The organism is Photorhabdus temperata, assembly GCF_025384845.1.
Classification (GTDB): domain Bacteria; phylum Pseudomonadota; class Gammaproteobacteria; order Enterobacterales; family Enterobacteriaceae; genus Photorhabdus; species Photorhabdus temperata.
This window is the reverse complement of record NZ_JAJAFX010000033.1, coordinates 43,690-60,899: the sequence shown is the minus strand read 5'-3', so window position 1 is coordinate 60,899 and position 17,210 is coordinate 43,690. Positions and strand designations below refer to the sequence as shown.

At 44.5% G+C, this 17,210-nt stretch carries 15 protein-coding genes and 2 pseudogenes; 12 read left to right on the top strand and 5 right to left on the bottom strand.

Going from position 1 to position 17,210, the window contains the following annotated elements; all coding sequences use genetic code 11:
• Positions 1–206, bottom strand: a pseudogene (locus tag LGZ99_RS14270) (phage late control D family protein); the annotation flags it as partial.
• A gap of 564 nt (positions 207–770) precedes the next feature.
• On the opposite strand from LGZ99_RS14270, the gene LGZ99_RS14265 reads away from it, so the two are divergent.
• The 5 genes from LGZ99_RS14265 (at position 771) to LGZ99_RS14245 (ending at position 6,094) form a co-directional block, all read left to right on the top strand.
• Positions 771–1,118, top strand: a complete 348-nt coding sequence (locus tag LGZ99_RS14265; RefSeq protein ID WP_262979238.1) for an ATP-binding cassette domain-containing protein — start codon at positions 771–773, stop codon at positions 1,116–1,118.
• Positions 1,051–1,926, top strand: coding sequence for an ATP-binding cassette domain-containing protein (locus LGZ99_RS14260; RefSeq protein WP_235184734.1), 876 nt, complete (start codon positions 1,051–1,053; stop codon positions 1,924–1,926). Before LGZ99_RS14265 ends, LGZ99_RS14260 begins: the two co-directional genes overlap by 68 nt.
• 59 nt (positions 1,927–1,985) lie before the next feature.
• Positions 1,986–3,137, top strand: a complete 1,152-nt coding sequence (flhB, locus tag LGZ99_RS14255; RefSeq protein WP_021325490.1) for a flagellar biosynthesis protein FlhB — start codon at positions 1,986–1,988, stop codon at positions 3,135–3,137.
• The gene (flhA, locus tag LGZ99_RS14250; RefSeq protein ID WP_036838292.1) at positions 3,130–5,211 is read left to right on the top strand and encodes a flagellar biosynthesis protein FlhA; all 2,082 of its coding nucleotides are present in this window, start codon (positions 3,130–3,132) and stop codon (positions 5,209–5,211) included. The genes flhB and flhA overlap by 8 nt, the downstream gene beginning before the upstream one ends.
• A 463-nt stretch (positions 5,212–5,674) precedes the next feature.
• Complete coding sequence (locus tag LGZ99_RS14245) at positions 5,675–6,094, top strand: hypothetical protein (RefSeq protein WP_021325492.1); 420 nt, start codon at positions 5,675–5,677, stop codon at positions 6,092–6,094.
• A gap of 159 nt (positions 6,095–6,253) precedes the next feature.
• Here the strand turns inward: LGZ99_RS14245 and LGZ99_RS14240 are convergent, their stop codons facing one another.
• Positions 6,254–7,348 carry a Fic family protein gene (locus tag LGZ99_RS14240; RefSeq protein WP_262979237.1) on the bottom strand — a complete coding sequence of 365 codons (1,095 nt, stop codon included), beginning with the start codon at positions 7,346–7,348 and terminating at the stop codon, positions 6,254–6,256.
• Between the two features lie 870 nt (positions 7,349–8,218).
• Here LGZ99_RS14240 and LGZ99_RS14235 point away from each other — a divergent pair.
• From LGZ99_RS14235 to LGZ99_RS14215, 5 genes and pseudogenes are all read left to right on the top strand, one after another.
• A complete protein-coding gene (locus LGZ99_RS14235; RefSeq protein ID WP_036838296.1) occupies positions 8,219–8,725 on the top strand; it encodes a hypothetical protein in 507 nt (168 codons plus the stop codon).
• 118 nt (positions 8,726–8,843) lie between these two features.
• On the top strand, positions 8,844–10,415 hold the full coding sequence (locus tag LGZ99_RS14230) for a WD40 repeat domain-containing protein (RefSeq protein ID WP_036838297.1): 1,572 nt from the start codon (positions 8,844–8,846) through the stop codon (positions 10,413–10,415).
• Positions 10,416–10,433: 18 nt separating this feature from the next.
• Entirely contained in the window at positions 10,434–10,859 is a 426-nt protein-coding gene (locus tag LGZ99_RS14225; protein ID WP_036838298.1) for a hypothetical protein, read from the top strand.
• 22 nt (positions 10,860–10,881) lie between these two features.
• Positions 10,882–12,369 (top strand): hypothetical protein, encoded by a 1,488-nt coding sequence (locus LGZ99_RS14220; RefSeq protein ID WP_036838300.1) that lies wholly within the window; start codon positions 10,882–10,884, stop codon positions 12,367–12,369.
• 48 nt (positions 12,370–12,417) lie between these two features.
• Positions 12,418–13,572 (top strand): annotated as a pseudogene (locus tag LGZ99_RS14215) (hypothetical protein); the annotation flags it as partial.
• Positions 13,573–13,741: 169 nt separating this feature from the next.
• On the opposite strand, the gene LGZ99_RS14210 reads toward LGZ99_RS14215, so the two are convergent.
• Positions 13,742–14,293, bottom strand: coding sequence for a recombinase family protein (locus LGZ99_RS14210; protein WP_262979236.1), 552 nt, complete (start codon positions 14,291–14,293; stop codon positions 13,742–13,744).
• Positions 14,294–14,468: 175 nt separating this feature from the next.
• Here LGZ99_RS14210 and LGZ99_RS14205 point away from each other — a divergent pair, with 175 nt between their 5' ends.
• Together LGZ99_RS14205 and LGZ99_RS14200 are read left to right on the top strand one after the other, a co-directional pair.
• The gene (locus LGZ99_RS14205; RefSeq protein ID WP_262979235.1) at positions 14,469–14,912 is read left to right on the top strand and encodes a hypothetical protein; all 444 of its coding nucleotides are present in this window, start codon (positions 14,469–14,471) and stop codon (positions 14,910–14,912) included.
• On the top strand, positions 14,909–15,364 hold the full coding sequence (locus LGZ99_RS14200) for a tail fiber assembly protein (protein ID WP_262979234.1): 456 nt from the start codon (positions 14,909–14,911) through the stop codon (positions 15,362–15,364). The genes LGZ99_RS14205 and LGZ99_RS14200 overlap by 4 nt, the downstream gene beginning before the upstream one ends.
• 27 nt (positions 15,365–15,391) lie before the next feature.
• On the opposite strand, the gene LGZ99_RS14195 is transcribed toward LGZ99_RS14200, so the two are convergent.
• Together LGZ99_RS14195 and LGZ99_RS14190 are read right to left on the bottom strand one after the other, a co-directional pair.
• On the bottom strand, positions 15,392–16,018 hold the full coding sequence (locus LGZ99_RS14195) for a tail fiber assembly protein (protein WP_262979233.1): 627 nt from the start codon (positions 16,016–16,018) through the stop codon (positions 15,392–15,394).
• Positions 16,018–17,208: a tail fiber protein gene (locus LGZ99_RS14190; protein ID WP_262979232.1), complete on the bottom strand. Its 1,191-nt coding sequence runs from the start codon at positions 17,206–17,208 to the stop codon at positions 16,018–16,020. Before LGZ99_RS14190 ends, LGZ99_RS14195 begins: the two co-directional genes overlap by 1 nt.
• Between the last annotated feature and the right edge of the window lie 2 nt (positions 17,209–17,210).

Genomic DNA, 17,210 nt, shown 5'->3' with positions numbered 1-17,210 from the left:
CGTTGTGGATTATCGTCACGGGTGACGGTGAACTGTGCGGTTTGGAGCAGAAGGGTATCCGTATCAATATCTGAACGCGGTGCCGCTAATGTCAGAGACAGGGTAAATAACGATGAAAGTGCTTCATCTAACGTAAAATTGACGACCGCAAAAGTCATGGGCGCCAGGTTGCCGATAGTGCAGGAAAAGCGGAGTCCGGTTTTCATGATTTTTCCTCGTTATGTTACATGAGCTTCTGGTGCCCAGGTATAAGGTGTGGATGCTCTTGTGCCGAGTGATGCATATCATGCTTTATTTGAGAGAGTGCTTCTCTGTAGAAGTCTTCAAAATTTTTCATATTTACACTTGTCTCTTTTGTATCCAAATATTAATGTTAATTTATGTTTAAGTCTAATAAATATCAAGATTGATATTTTAAAGATGTGTAAATATCACTTTAAAACAGTCAATAATGTAAATTTTATACTTGTTTAAGTAACATGATTATTTAATTTATTTCAAAGAGTTTGATTTAGGGAAGTTTTCCTTAATTAAGTTGTGGCGCTATGATAGTCAGATGTCATAAGCTGAAATTAATATTTAACTCATAGTTAAGAGGGTAAAAGATGTTGCGTTCCATTATTTTAGTTGGAGATTCGACTTCGCATGGTGGCAAGGTGCTGGCGGTAAAAGTTAATTTCATCGTCTCTAAAGCTTGATATTAGGCGTATAAAACGGCTGGTCAGGAAGAGCGATATCTCGATAAAAAATAAAATAGAATCAACGATACGATGAAAATTATGCCTCAATATTCAACCCAAACTCTGATTGAAACTAAAAATATTGCATGTCAGTTTGGCGGCGAGCCGAAACCGTTATTTTCCGGCATAGATATTAATTTGACAATTGGACAACAGGTGCTTGTTGGACGTAATGGTATTGGTAAATCCTGGTTAGCGGCCATTTTGGCTGGCCGCTATTCACCTTCAGAAGGTACAGTGCAGCGGTTTTGTGACGTAGGTTATTTGTCTCAGGGATTAGCCTCTTTTCCAGGCGGAATGGTTAACAGCATTGAGCGGAGGAAGTCTGCTGGTTACCCACGATCACCGCTTGTTGCAAAATGTCGATGTGCTATATGAGCCGAACAGCTTAGGTTTGCATCGCAGTGTGGGGGGATGGGAAACCTATCTGGAAAGTCGGGAGCAGCTTCGCCTTGGTGTTTTGCGTGAGGTGGAACAAACGCAAAAGCAGCTAAAACAAGCACAGAGATCAAAACAGAAGGATCTGGAACGTTTGAGCAAAAGACAGAGCCAGGGCAAGCAGAAAAGGGCCGGAGCTAACCAAAGTAAGATTATTCTGGATCGTGAACTTGGGCGTTCCGAAGCGACTCAGTCACGCCAGGTAAAATTACACGATGAACGACTGGAAAAAGCCGCTTCTTCATCGTTGGATGCAAGGGAGAAATTAGAGATAGTCGATCCACTGGCTATTGCTGTCGCTGCCCCTGAAACAGCCACCAATCCTTTACTCTATTTACAGGATGTGATTTTGCCCTATGGCTCACCGATGCCACTGAGTCTGACGGTCAACTCTGGTGATAGAATTGCTATCGTGGGTGAAAACGGCTGTGGAAAATCAACGCTGTTAAAATTAATGGCGGGTAAAATCTCCCCGGTTCAGGGAGAGCATCGGGTTACACCATCACAACGCCTGATGGATCAACACTTTTCTTTTCTCGATAAATCGCAGTCGGCGCTGTATAACTTTCAAATACAGGTGCCGGGGTGGCGGGAAGATCAATACCGGACACGTCTTGCACAGTTGCGTATTCGTGGATTAGGCTGTCATTGTTTTGAACCATCCTTGTCATTCGCCTTGATCCCACAAATACCCCGCCAAATTTCTCATTGTTCCAGCCATCGAATTTTTTCTCTTTTGTCATGCTAGCAGCTATTTAATTCCATATTTTTTGACCGACAACGTTTTAGACTCTGACAAGGAAAGCCGTGGCTGAAGATAGCGATCTTGAGAAAACAGAAGAACCCACGCCCCATAAACGGGAAAAAGCCCGGAAAGAGGGGCAGATAGCCCGCTCCAGAGAGCTGAGTTCCATATTGATGCTGACCAGTGGCCTGAGTTTGCTCTGGATGAGCGGTCAATCCATTACTCATGAATTGTCGCTGATGGTGTTTGAAGGTTTTAACTTCGATCACAGTATGGTCAGCAATGATAAGCAGATGGTTCAGCAAATTGGCAGGTTGCTCCGGCAAGCTGTTTGGGCTTTGTTGCCGGTTTTTGCTGGATTAGTGTTCGTTGCGTTAAGCGCTCCGGCGTTATTGGGTGGATTAGTATTCAGTACAAAATCCATCAAATTTGATGCGAAAAAATTGAATCCTATTTCTGGTCTGAAACGTATTTTTTCAATGAATGCGTTAGCTGAATTATTCAAAGCGTTGCTTAAAGCAGGATTTGTCGGAATTGGCGCTGCTCTATTTCTTTGGATGAACTGGCCTGCCATGTTACGGCTGATCGCGCAACCACCTCTGCTGGCGCTGGATGATGCAATGCAAATGCTGGTATTCGCCGGTTATGTGGTGGTTTTCATGTTGATACCGATGGTGGCTTTTGATGTCGTTTACCAGATATACAGCCATCTGAAAAAACTGAGAATGACCCGACAGGAAATAAAGGATGAATTTAAAGAACAAGAGGGAGATCCACATGTTAAAGCGCGTATCCGTCAACAACAACGGGCAGCTGCCCGTCAGCGTATGATGACGGATGTACCGAAAGCGGATGTGATTGTCACTAACCCAACCCACTATGCCGTCGCCCTGAAATATGACGAAAAAGCAATGAGTGCGCCAAAGGTATTGGCGAAAGGGGCGGGAATAATTGCATTGCGGATTAAAGAAATTGGTACAGAAAACCGCATTCCATTACTTGAGGCACCGCCACTTGCCAGGGCACTTTATCGCCATAGTGAAGTTGGGGGACATATCCCCGCGACACTTTACGCGGCGGTAGCGGAAGTGCTTGCCTGGATCTACCAATTGAAACGTTGGAAACGGGAAGGCGGCTTGAAGCCGAAGAAACCTGAAAATCTGCCAGTGCCGCCAGCACTGGATTTCGCTGGAGAAAATAATCGTCATGGCTAATCTGGCCTCTATATTTCGTTTACCGGGCAATATGAAAGGTTCGCAATGGCAAATTCTTGCCGGGCCGGTATTGATCCTCATGATTTTGTCGATGATGGTACTGCCGTTGCCACCCTTCATGCTGGATTTGCTGTTTACGTTTAACATTGCGCTATCAATTATGGTGTTGCTGGTGGCGATGTTTACCCGGCGTACTCTGGATTTTGCCGCATTTCCGACAATATTGCTGTTTTCTACTTTACTGCGTTTGTCTCTTAACGTGGCTTCAACCCGTATCATTTTATTGGAAGGGCATACAGGTTCTGCGGCGGCGGGCCACGTTATAGAGGCATTCGGTCACTTTCTGGTTGGCGGTAACTTCGCCATCGGTATTGTGGTATTTGTTATCCTGGTATTGATTAACTTTATGGTGATTACCAAAGGCGCGGGGCGTATTGCTGAGGTTGGCGCCCGTTTTGTGCTGGATGGTATGCCAGGTAAACAGATGGCGATTGATGCTGACCTGAATGCCGGATTGATCGGTGAAGAGGAAGCGAAGAAGCGCCGTACGGAAGTGACGCAGGAATCGGATTTTTATGGTTCGATGGATGGTGCCAGTAAATTTGTGCGTGGCGATGCGATTGCCGGATTAATGATCCTGGTTATCAACGTCGTCGGTGGCTTAATTGTTGGTGTGGCTCAGCATGGCATGAGTTTAGGGGATGCAGGGGAGGTTTATACCCTGTTAACCATTGGTGATGGTCTGGTGGCGCAGTTACCTGCCCTGATTATTTCGACCGCGGCTGGTGTGATTGTTACTCGCGTGGCGACGGACCAGGATGTTGGTCAGCAGATGGTGACTCAACTGTTCAATAATCCACGGGTGCTGATGTTGAGTGCGGGGGTTCTCGGATTATTGGGCATGGTTCCGGGAATGCCCAATTTTATTTTTCTGCTATTTACTGCGGCGTTGGCAGGTCTTGGCTGGTATCTCTATCGCCGCGCTGATAGCCCGGTGCTCAATGCGGAAAAACCAAAAATAGAAGAACAACAGCAGGCATCAGAAGCTTCATGGTCTGATGTTCAGCTTGAAGATCCGCTGGGGATGGAAGTGGGATATCGCCTGATCCCGATGGTTGATTTTCGTCAAAATGGCGAATTACTGGGGCGAATCAGTGGCATTCGGAAGAAATTTGCTCAAGAGATGGGATACTTACCACCGGTGGTTCATATTCGTGACAACCTTGAACTGGCTCCGGCTGGCTACCGTATTCTAATGAAAGGGGTAGAAATTGGTCGTGGTGAAGCCCATCCGGGGCGCTGGCTGGCAATAAACCCTGGTGGTGCAGTAGGGGAATTGCAAGGTGATATCACCAAAGATCCGGCTTTTGGGCTCTCTGCGGTTTGGATTGATGACAGCCTCAGAGAACAGGCGCAGGTTCAGGGTTACACAGTGGTTGCTGCCAGTACGGTTGTGGCTACCCATATGAATCATCTGTTGACGCAATATGCTAATGAGTTATTTGGGCGCCAGGAAGCCCAACAACTGTTTGAACGCGTCAGTCAGGAGATGCCTAAACTGACCGAAGACTTTATTCCCGATATCGTCAGTTTGACAACCTTGCATAAGGTTTTGCAAAACTTGTTGTCTGAACAAGTGCCGATCCGGGATATGCGGACAATTATTGAGACACTGGCTGAACATGCTCCGGGACAAACTGATCCTTATGAGTTGACATCTGTGGTCAGAATCGCGCTTGGCCGGGCGATTGCTCAACAGTGGTTCCCGGGAGCACAGGAAATCCAGGTTATCGGCTTAGATGCCGGTCTTGAGCGTTTGCTAATTCAGGCGTTGCAAAATGGGGGTGGTCTGGAGCCAGGATTGGCGGATAACCTGCAACGGCAGGCAACGGAAGCACTGCAACGTCAGGAAATGTTGGGTGCTCCTCCAGTACTGCTGGTTAATCACGCATTGCGTCCGCTGTTATCGCGTTTCTTGCGAAGGACTTTACCTCAATTGGTTGTCTTATCTAACCTTGAAATCAGTGATAACCGTCAAATCCGTATGACTGCGACGATTGGTGGTAACGGATAGTCATATCAATAAGATAATGTGCCATTTATATTCGTATAAATGGCCTTTATTATTCTTTCTTAGAAAATCTGCTCGTTTTAGATAAAAGTGAGATTTTTCTTTTATCATATTTCCCTTTACAAGTATCGCCGAAGAAGTTTTTATTCACTTCAGTTTTTTCATTGTTAAATAATAATTAGTGATCTTGAGAATAGGTTGGTAAAAAGAGTGATAATTAATTTTTTAATGTTGCTAGCTCTGATTTTAATATTATCTAAATATAAAAAATTTTCGAAACAGATCAAAAATAGAGCAAATCATATTGGGCAGGGATAATAAATAACAAACTAAAGAGTCGAATGTTGAATTAAAGAATAATAATGATAAAGGAAAGATAAAAAATAACACACCAAATTTGGTGACGAAAAAATAAAATGCAGTAATATTTACCGCTCTAAACAATTCAAAAGGATGAGAGTTAAATATGTATAAAAATATGTTAAAACCCGTAACATCAGGAAAAACAGGAAACGGAACTCAACTAAAAGGAAATGAGGATACATATGACACATCAATATTAAAAGGCAGCCCTGTAGGACGAAATGATATTGGAAATTCAGCACCACTACCCGCTCAGGCAGAAGTTTTTCAAAAAGTTGTCGATGAAAAAATAGAAAGCTTTAAAACAAAGGGAAATCCAATATCAATCGTTGTCTGGCGCAATAGCCAGACAGGGCTTACCCATATATTGGATGGTCAGCATCGATTTATTGCTGCATGCATACTTGGAGTACCCGTTAATTTGACATGGAAAAAATTCGGTATACCACCTAATCAGATAGACTGGAGTAGTACAAAATTCTCAAACGGAATACCGGCTAAGACCAAGATATTTGGAAAATAATCGATTAAGTTAGTTTAATGTGTATTAGGCGTGACTTGATCTGATACAGGAATTTGAAAGATTGAGAGTTACCGGTTTTGATATAGATGTTGAAATCTTAAACAAAACGTGAGGTAACTCTCATGCTCTATACTATTAATCCCATCATCCCGGATAAATTCAAATATAATTGAGAATGTAACGGGTGCTACGACCGCCAGCTCCGGTGCTTTTTAAACAGCCGAGTTCAACCAAATGTGCCAAATGTCTTGTTGCCGTGGGGCGACTTACCTTCGCCACTTTTTGATATTGGCTGCTGTTAATACCCTGCTCAAAATCACCGTCCAGCATACGGTTTAATATTTCTGCCTGTTCTTTAGTCAATTGGGTCTGATCTATCCGCCGCCAAAACTTAGCTTTTAACACAACCTGATTAATTTCTTTTAGTTTGTTTATTAAGGTCTCATTCAGTATTTTCAGAAACCAAACTATCCAGGCGGTAATATCCAAACTGCCTTTCTGAGTACTTTCAAGGATTTCGTAATACATCTTACGATGCTCACAAATACTGACTGACATTGCGTAGAAACGGATTGAGCGATTTTCGGCTTGGGCAAGTGCAAGGTCTGTCAAAAATCGGGTAACGCGCCCATTTCCGTCTTCTAAGGGGTGGATTGTCACAAACCATAAATGAGCAATTGCCGCCCTAATGATGGGATCGAGACTGGCATCTGTTCGGAATTTATTGAACCATTTTATAAATTGAAGTACTTCGGCGACGACTCTTTCCGGTAGTGGCGCTTCAAGGTGAACAGTCGGCTTATCCAGACGACCGGATACCACTTCTATCATCCCTTCGCGTAACTGACCTCCTTGTATCGGATTGAACAGGGTATATCCTACGGGGAACATCAACTGATGCCACCTGAGGATACGCTCAAGGGTCAGATCGGAGTCACTGTTTTCTATCACATCAAGGGCGACCTCGGTAATGCCGTCAGTTCTTTCTGTTGTTGGATAAGGTTTTTCTTCCGTGATGCCCAACCTGTTCGCCAATGACGAGCGTACAGAAGCCGCGTTCAATCTCTCGCCTTCAATTTCGCTGGAATAGATTATGCTGGATAGCAGGCTATCAAGCGTTGCTTGCCTGGCGTCTTCATACTCAGATTTGCCTAATAACAATCCTTGGTTGAAATGCACGTCTCGTAGTAATGGTGCAATAACGTCGGCATTCCAATGGAATTCAGGCCAATTATGTTGTTCCCATATCCACATTGATTTCACCTGTGAGTCAAATAAGACTTCTATTCTACTCACTAAATGAGTCGAATGTTAATTTTATTTGACTCATTTACGGTTTTTCTAAGGCCATTAAGGTCTTATTGACCTTGATAGAGGGGAGGGCGAGATCTCACATTTTTAGACCGGCCCTGACTCCTGGATTTAATCGGTATAAAGTTTTAACGATTGTTTTTATCGTTTTTAACATTTGCTTTTTATTAAATTTAATCATGATGGGATATTGTGTTTCACGTTTAACCAACGTTAATCATACCTGTTTTTTCATGATGCGTTTATCCTTTTTTCCAGGTTTTAAAATCACGCTGACAGACAAAAAACGGTTTTTATTAACTGTCGTTTTATCATTTTCAGATTCTGAATTATTTAACGTGGGTAATTATGATTTTGATATTATTTAAATATATGCGCGATTTTTCTTAATGATTTAAATGGAGCGTTTTTGTTTTATAAAAATCAAATGATTATGTGTAAGTAATGCTATTTTAGTGTGTTATCGGTTATTTTGTGTTTTTTCAATAAATTTTTTAATGAATTGATTTAAATCTAATTAAATTTATGATTATTGCAATAATAGTGGTGAGGGGGATATTTTTTATGTGAAATTTAATAAAAAAAGCAGTTAATTTTTTATTAAATAACTGGCAAAAATTCACTTTTCCACAATGCTTAATTATATCAGGTTGTGCCCCACGAAAAACCAGTGACATAGTCAAGTTAAATATTAAATAAGTGTTATCGTGAACATATTTTTCGAGGGCGGTAGCGTACCTGAGGCAATAAGCGAAGTTAAATCGTTTCAAATCGCAGGATAACTAAGAACGGGTTTCTGATGAGGAAAACATTATGTCCATTGAACCGCCGCTATATCAGGAAGGTATTGTCGTGATACATGTTGCCACGCCCGATGATTTGGTGAAGTTTGCCGATCAAGCCCTCTTCTGGAATAAAGAAACCTATGAGCAGATGAAAAGTGCAGAGGTATTGTTTACGCCAGCAGGAGAAACGCCACCTGGTCTGGGTATTAAACATGTCGCTACGCCCGATGATTTGGCGAAGTTTGTCGATGAAGAATACTACTGGAATAGGAAAACCTACGAACAGATGGAAGCTGTGAGGGTGTTGTTTATACCAGCAGAAAAAATACTCGGTGTGGGGATTAAACATGTTGCCACACCCGATGATTTAGCGAAATTTGCCGATAAAGACTTTTTCTGGAGTAAGAAAGACTACGAGCAGCTAAAAGCCGCAGAGGTGCTGTTTGTACCAAGAGAGGAAATGCCCGGTTTGGGGGTTAAACATATCGCCACGCCGGACGATTCGGCAAAGTTTACCGATAAAGCGGCCAATTAGAATGAAGAGAAACATCAAGAGGGGGATAAAGCCAGAATATTGTTTATCCCGAAAGTAAAAGAATAGAACGGCGTGTGACAACGTTAACTTATCTGTCATTCTGCATTGGAGGTATTAAATGGCTCACAACAAGACATCTACATCCAGCGAGAATAATCTGTTGAATAAAGAGGAGGTTAAATCCTGGTTTAAATTATATTCCCTGCCGAAAAGTGAAAATTATACTCAATTGGTGCAAATAGCGGCGGAAGGTCGGCGTTTAGCCGGGCTGGACCCTGATCAGCCCGACAATAATCCAGGGGCAGGATTGAACCGGGATCTGGATGAAGTGAATTTACTCTTAGTGAATCCCGGTGATGGGGTGCGTATCGGGGAGGAGCGTGAAATTGCTGTCAATATTGATAAGAGCAGCGGCTTACAGTTCATTAATGGCGAATTGGGAATACGTCCCGAATCTAAATTGTCGCTGGAATTGTTTGAGAGTTTTACAGAGGAACAAAAAAGGGAACTTTACCGTTGGCTGATTCATGCTGAGGAAATGGCAGCAAGTAAGGCTCAGTTGCCCGCGTTTGATTTGCCGACCAACGGTAACAATAAAAACCTTGGCGCTGTTGTCAGTGTCAGCGGCGATGGGAAAACTATCGCGCTTAGTGGGGCAGAAGGAAAGGATCCTGTATATCTATTTTCTTATACCGATAACGGTTGGCGGCAGCAATTCGCTGATTACGTCAGTGGTTATAGCGGCAGAGCGTTAAGTCTGAATCGAAATGGTAATGTTCTCGCGGTGGGTATTGAAAACCGAAACAGTGATGGTGGGCATGGTTCGGTGTTCGTTTATCGCAGATTGGCAAATGGCGCGTGGGAGAAATCTGCCAAACTTTGGCTTAGTGAGGCGAACGTTCAGCAGCATTTCGGTTGCGCTGTGGGCCTGAGCGCTGACGGCACACTATTAGCGGTAGGTTCTTATGGCTGGAGATCGGGTTCATTGACTAATTGTGGCGCAGTGTATCTTTATCAGTATGACGGAAAGAAATGGTCACAGCTTGGTGAGCGTCTGACCTTATCTTCTCCGGCACAGGGCGATATGTTTGGCGGCAAACTAAGCTTGAGTGCGGATGGTTCAACCTTGGCAGTGGCGGCAACCGGGCGTAATGGTAATAACGGTGAAGTGACGATATTTCATCGTCACGGGGCATACTGGCAGCCGCGACCGCCACTCAATTCGCTGACTTCTCCTTTACTCATCAGCAGTGACGGCTTTGGCGCCAGTCTCAGCCTGAGCGATAGCGGCAATATTCTGGCGGTGGGGTGCCCGGGAGAGAAGAGCAATGTTGGTGCGGTGTATTTGTACCAGCGTTACAGTAATGCATGGCAAGAAATGGGGATACTGAGAGAAGCGGTGACTGTCGGGGAAAGGTTTGGCAGCGAGCTGTCTTTGAGTGGCGACGGTCAGGTGCTGGTGGTGTCAACACCTGTTGGTAAAGATAACACAGGTGTGCAAACCGGTGCAGGATGGTGGTTTAGTTATCAGGATGAACAATGGACTATGCAGGGCAAATTACTGGCAGTGGATGGAGAATCAAACCATAAATTTGGTGCCGGTGTTTGCTTTAGTGGTGATGGCAATACGTTGGCGATTGGCGCCAGTGGCTGGAAGAGTGGAGAAGGGAAAGTTTACCTTTACGACTAGCTAAATGAGGAAAAAACGATGGCGAAAGAGATAACAGATGAAACGGTCAGCCAGCTTAGTGCCCACTTCGCCCCTGGCAAGATCCCGACTGAGGCGGCATTTTATTCATTAATTGATTGGGCCACGTTGTGGCGACAGCTTTTTGGTTGGCAGGATGGTGATCAGGCTTATCATCCGGGAGTTGGGTTGCAGGTTATCGACAACCGTTTGGTGGTTAAGACTGGTGATGGCATTGCGTTGGCGCCGGAGGGTCTTGCGTTAAAGCTACAGCTCGGCGGGGGATTGATGTTGGATAAATCCGGGGTGCTGTCGGTGGATGGTACTGTAGCGGTTTCGGCACAAGCTTTTAAATTGCTTCCTGAGGAGACACGGAAACAGATTGCCGGGTTGTTATTGAATGCTGGCACAGGAAGTAGAAAACAGGGAACAGATGACGGTGACTGACTAATACGGCTTTTGAGGAAATATTATGACTGATAAAGAAATTAGTACTGCTGACTCATTGAAAGCGAGTTTTAAGTCCGGTGTTCCGCCCGCGCCTGAAGCATTTTCCCATTTGATTGATGAGGCATATAAGGCATATGAAATCATTGATGGTGGTAAGGGGGATGGTCCGACCGCAGGGCTGGAACGAGATGACAAAGGAAAACTGGCCCTCAACGCTCACCATTCTGGCGGGTTGAACCTTGATCAGGGGGCTTTGGCACTATCACTGAGTCCAGAAGGTGGGTTCTCTTTTGATGGAGGAAAGCGTCTGAAATTGGCTGCCGAGCGGCAGGCTCAGTTTGCGGATTTTTTCAATTTATCGCGGCGGGAGCGGATGGAGATCACGCAGTTGTTGGGTTTTAAACGTGCCATGATAATGCGAATTGTTTCTCCTTCCCCTAAAGTGAATGAACGCTTTGGCACTTCTATTAGCCTGAACGCAGCGGGAGACTGCTTAGCGGTTGGGATGGATAATAAAGTCTGTGTGTATACGGGCCGGAAGGGTGAGTGGAATATAAGCGCTCCGACTGTGTTTGAGGATGATGAAGATCAATCTCGTAGTTCTTGGGATGTCAGTTTGAATGCGGTAGGAGATTGCCTGGCGGTGGGATACTTGGTGGAATACTACATTGGTGTTAAAAAAGTGAAGGCTTGTGTGTATACGCGCACGAATGGCGTCTGGGATACCAAAAATCCCATTGTGTTTCCGCTGGAAGATCAACGTGGATACGCTGGTGGTCACAATGTCAGCTTGAGCGCCACAGGAGACTGTCTGGCGGTGGCGGGCGACTCTTGGTCCTACATATATACACGCACAAATGGGATTTGGGATACAGAAAACCCCTTTAAGTTGATTAACTCGTTTATCAAGGTTTGTCTGAGTGCCTCGGGAAATTGTCTGGCGGGATATGGTGTTGATTATTCTCATGATCCAATAAACGTGGTTTATGTGTATACACGCACGAATGGGATTTGGGATAAAGAAAACCCCATTAAGTTCATGGCTGCTAAAGATCGTTCATCCAGTTTTAATCGGATTTTTAGCCTAAATGCAGAGGGAGATCGTCTGGCGGTGGGGGTAGATTATGGTGTCCCCACTGCGGGGAAGGTTTATCTATATACGCGCACGAATGGGATCTGGGATACAGAAAGTCCCATTAAGTTTTCGGCTCCTGCAAGTGATGTAACGTATTTTGGCAGCGCTATCAAACTGAATGATGTGGGAAACCGTCTGGTAGTGGGGGCGGCTTCCAGAGTGTATGTGTATACCTGTCTAAATAATAAGTGGAATATGGATACACCTATCGAGATTTTGGACCCCTCAGGCAATTCAGACAATTTAAATGGTTTTGGTAAAGCTGTCAGTTTGAATAGGTGGGAGACGAGTTTGGCAGTTGGTGCAGTTTCAGCCAAGGTTGGTTCTGCGTCTGAAGCCGGTGCAGTCTATATCTTTGAGAATGTCAAATGATGCCTGTACAGAAGACGGTGACGGTCTAATACGGCTTTTGAGGAAATTATGATGACTGATAAAGAAATCAATACTGTTGACTCATTGAAAGCGAGTTTTAAGTCTGGTGTGCGGCTCATGCCGGAAGCATTTTCCCACTTAATTGATGAGGCATATAAGGCATATGAAATCATTGATGGCGCTCAAGGTGATGGCCCGACCGCAGGGCTGAAACGGGATGACAAAGGAAAACTGGCTCTCAACACTCACCATTCTGGCGGGTTAAATCCTGAACAAGGGGCTTTGGCGCTATCATTGAAGCCAGAAGGTGGACTCTCTTTTGATGGAGGAGGGTATTTGAAATTGGATGCTGATCGGCAGGTTCAGTTTACCGATTTTTTCAGTTTATCGCGGTGGGAGCGGATGGAGATCACGCAGGTGTTGGGTTTGAAACGCACCATGATAACGCGAATTGTTTCTCCCTTCCCCAAGAAGAATGAGAGCTTTGGCATTTCTGTTAGCCTGAACGCAGCGGGAGACTGTTTAGCGGTTGGGATGATTAATAGAGTCTATGTATATGCGCGCCGGAAGAGTGGTGAGTGGGATACAAGTAAGCCTATTGTGCTTGAGGTTAATAAAGATGAAGATCATAGAGCTTCATGGAGTGTCAGCCTGGATGCGGCGGGAGATTGTCTGGCGTTGGGAACCCCGGTGCCAACGATGATGGATAACATAGGGAGGGTTTGTGTGTATACGCGCACGAATGGCGTCTGGGATACAAAGAATCCCATTGTGTTTCCGAGCGCAAGTGAATACTTTGGTATGAATGTCAGCTTGAGCGCAGCAGGAGATTGCCTAGTGGCGGGGGGCCAATACTTCTCTCCGTTCCGTATATTTATGCGCAAGAATGGGATCTGGGATAGAGAAAACCCCATTCAGATTCCGCTCCCTTCGGATTCTTATCAGTTTGGCAGAATTGCCCGCCTGAGTGCCGCGGGAAACCGCCTGGCGGCGCGTGATAACGGTTCCTCGATTTATGTGTATACACGCACAAATGGGATCTGGGATGGAGAAAACCCCATTAGGTTTAGAGCTCCTGAAGATGACTCATCCGGTTTTGGCTGGGCTTTTAGCCTGAATGCAGAGGGAGATCGTCTGGCGGTGGGTACGGATTTTTATAAATCCACTGATGGGAAGGTTTATCTGTATACGCGCTGTAGCGGGCCGCGTAAATTGAAAAAGCGCGTCATTTAAATTGATAAAATTTCCGCGCAGCGTTTTTTATCAAAATATGTGATTTATTTTAGCTGTTTTTCTTGCTAATTGTGCCATCAAAATCAGCTCGAAATTTAACCTCACATCCGCTTTTTACCGTAAATTTTCTGACTTTCTGTCATTCTATTGGTAAATATTTGTAAATAGTGGAGAGGGAAACGCCATAAATCAACGCAAGTTTCTTTCGACTATGACCATTTGCTAGCAGACTTTTCGCTTGTTGCTGTTCAGAGAACGAAAATGCTACTGGCCTGCCTCCTATTCTCCCTTGGGCACGGGCGGCTACTAATCCCGCGTTTGTCCTTTCAACGATCAGTTCACGTTCCATTTCGGCCAGGGCACTCATTACATAGAAAAAAAATCGTCCCATTGGAGTGCCGGTATCAATACTGTCAGTGAGGCTTTGGAAATGAATACCACTCTCTTTCAAATACGCATTCAACGCAATAAGATTCTGAACACTACGCCCCAGGCGGTCTAACTTCCAAACAACCAGCGTATCACCCGTGTGCAAGCACTCAAATGCTTGTTTTAATCCCGGTCTGTCTGCGGTCCTGCCACTGATTTTATCTTCAAAAATCCGCTCACAATTTGCCCCAACTAACGCATTTCGTTGCAGATCACTATTTTGGTCATTTGTTGACACGCGGATGTAACCAATCTTCGCCATACTTTTCCCCAATGCTATGGCTTGTTATTTTATCAGTAACTACATAACCAATTGATTATAAAAAATATTTATAGTTGTATTCTTGACGATATAGGGAAGTACGCGTTTCATAAAAAACCTCGGTTTAGTGGAAACGGTCGTTGTTCAAAATGTTGGAGTATCGTCAACGCAAGTAATGAGCCAAGACGCTGTCACAAAAGAGCTTAATAAAAAATCAGACAATATTGACGTGTCATCAGCATTAAATAAAAAGCTCGATAAAGCATCCGTATTACAGAGTGATGGCGGTAACACTCACGACGTTATGAGCCAATTAGCTGTTAGTGAGCGTATTATTGGAATAGGTCAGTCATGGAAAGATGTTACAGCGCAACGGGCTATAAATATTGCATACACAAACACATCTAAAAAGCCAATAATTGTATCAATTGCATTACAAGGTACAGCATTTCAAGCAGATATAACAGTTAACGACGTGCAAGCATTCTATATCAGTGTCGCAGGCTCTTGGGTCACCGGTGGTTCAACAGCAGTTATCCCCGCAGGGGCATCATACAAAGTCGTTCCTGTGATTAATGCTCGATCAATTTCTATTGTAAAATGGACTGAATTATCATGATATATAGCTATTACATAGATAAGAAAAATGAAGTGCATGCTTACTCAGAAGAGCAACTCAATACTGTTACTCGTTTAACTGAACTTGAGTCGCTTATTGCAGAAAAAGAGTATCAACCGCTGAAAGCAGAATATGATGCAGTTTTGCCAGTATTTTTTGATATTCGTGAAAATTTGAAAGTCATGAAAAAAATGACAGCAAAAGAAATTGATGCGTATTTAAACCCCTCAATACCAAAAGAACAACTCATTGTTGAAGCTGAACAGCAAAAGCAATCATTTATCAATGAAGTATCTGAAAAGATAGCACCGCTTCAAGATGCTGTTGATTTAGGCATTGCCACGGAGGGAGAAAAGGCCGCTCTACCGGCCTGGAGGAAACATAGGGTGATGCTTAATCGGGTAGACGTTTCATCAGCACCGGATATTAACTGGCCTAAAGAACCCGAGTAATCAAAGGGCCATCGCTGGCCCCTACCATCACTTCGGTACCTCCGGCCACTGAACATCAGGAGCCTGGTTCACATCTACACGAGTGAGCAATACTCTGTACTTCTTCCACTCAAGCAATGCGGCTTTCTCTGAGTCTGTCGCGACTTCTAAGTCAACAGAGTCTTGGAGTAACGAAAGTGTTTCATTTGCTTGTTGTAGCAGTGTAGCTTGTTGCTGCTTGGCTTCATTGATTTGATGAGATTTGAGTAAGTCTTTATCAACTACCCACTCTTTGCCGTTCCACGTATCAAAATCAGTAGGTGGCTTATTGAATGTAAGTGTGTCAGGCAATTCCCCGATTTCTGTTATATCAATCGGAGCGCGAGTTAACGTGTCGTAAGCTGTCTTTCCGCGATAATCGGGTACAGTTTCCCAACAGCTTTTATCTTCACTACGGCACACGGCTTCGTCTTCAGAATCGGGAAGTTCTGGAGCGTCGGGATAAGCTCCGGCTGATAGACTGACACCCAACATGACATATTCGATATCTGACGCTATGAATTCTCGCGTGATTTGATTCGAGTGATAGACCTTCATCCAACCGGCTTGGGTAGCCAATCCATCTTTTCCAAGTACGGCTGTTTCATGTTCTAAAGAGTACTTTTGTTCTGTCATTATGCTGCTCTCACTATGTAGTTAAATGCGACGTTGCGGGGGCGGGTTTCGTTGCCAACAACGCCGTTATTACTGAAATTTTCAAAATTTGAACCGTTATTTGTAAACGGCAGCGGTTGAGCTGAATCGTTATGATATGAACCCAAATGATTCTTCGTTGTTGTTGCGCCGAAAGTACCGCTATAACCGCCGTGTCCTTCAACATGAGAATGGTATTGAACCTGTTGTGCTTGCCAACTCCCACATGCTCGCCCCGGATCGACGCCGCGACCATCATCCCAGCCCCGGATAAATTCCCCCCGTAAATCGGGTAATACGCCGGAGGGGTAAGCTATTGCTAATTGTGGGTATCGAGATTTGTCAAATGATTGTCCGTTGCATGTTAAGTAGCCAGGTGGTGTGTATCGATGGGGGTACGGAATGGGGGAACCGACAGGCACAGTAATATCATGAAGTGTTGCAAGTGCAGTCCAATCCTCCTCAAAGCCATAATTATCACGGGCAGAGCGATAAGCGATACCGCCATTCCTGTAACCCACTTTTAACTGAAAAGCTGGGCAACTCCCGCTACCATTATAGAAGTGAGCAACATGTTCTGAATATCCGAGATGTAGTAATTCATACAACCCCGTATCGGTATTCCAGAGAACGGCATTTGCCCTACCTGTTGCTCCGAGTTTAAACGCCCCCACATCCCCGGCATTCAGACTGACATCCCCACTCAACGCCTTACCATTCACTTTCCGGCTACTCGGTACCGCACTATTCGCCTTATTCACCGTTTCCGCTAAACCGAGGTTTTTTATAAACTCACTTTTATTAGGGATGTCGGCCCCGTTTTGGTTTTTTGCAAGTTTATTATTCGCATTGTCATTAATTTCAGTCACCAGCTTTTGTGACGCGGCTAATGTACTGCTGTTGCCGAGTTTGTCTGTCAGTTCAATACCTCTTTCGGCTGCAATACTTTTAATTGCCACAGCAAGTTGATTTAATTTGCTTTTGTCCGGCTTAATGCCCGCTTCTTGCAAAACGGCAAGCAATTCGGCTTGCACAATGTTAAACCATTCCTGACCGGGGTAGCTGACAGCAAGACCCGCGCCGCCGTCGGTAAACCAGAGCGGTGTCGGATTGCTTACCGGGGTGATGGGGGGCATCACACTAACGCCCGATGGGTTATCAAGTCCAAACATCG